Source organism: Allobosea sp. 01N443 (assembly GCF_056399325.1).
This window is the reverse complement of sequence record NZ_JBFTRC010000436.1, coordinates 1-473: the sequence shown is the minus strand read 5'-3', so window position 1 is coordinate 473 and position 473 is coordinate 1. Positions and strand designations below refer to the sequence as shown.

1 pseudogene is annotated in these 473 nt (G+C 68.8%); it reads left to right on the top strand.

Features of this window, described 5'->3' with window-relative positions:
• Nucleotides 1-183: 183 nt before the first annotated feature.
• Nucleotides 184-473 (top strand): annotated as a pseudogene (locus AC1DRP_RS36865) (HlyD family type I secretion periplasmic adaptor subunit); the annotation flags it as partial.

Genomic DNA, 473 nt, shown 5'->3' with positions numbered 1-473 from the left:
TTCCACTTCCGCATCGAGAAGATCGGGGACGACGACCGCACCTATGTCGACGTCTWTCTCGAGCAGMMYGACGAGARGGACTACTCSATCGAGATCCAGGGCAGYCACAGGCTTTACTATTACTGACCTCGGYGCGKGGCCGCAGGGCCACGCATCCCGGGCGGGCGGACGGGAGAGACCAGCATGACCAGGCGCAGTATCGCATCGCAGGCGGGCGGGGATGCCAGGGAAGGGCGCGAGCCGAACTTCGGGCTCGGCCGGCATATGCTCGCCGGTACCGCGCTCGCCCTGCTCCTGGTCGTCGGCTGCGGCGGCTGGGCCGCGAGCGCCCATCTCAACGGCGCCGTGATCGCCCAGGGCTCGATCAAGGTCGACCAGAACCTCAAGGAGGTGCAGCACCGCGACGGCGGCGTCGTCCAGGCGATCGGGGTGCGACAGGGCGACCGGGTCGAGGCTGGCCAGACCGCCAGACC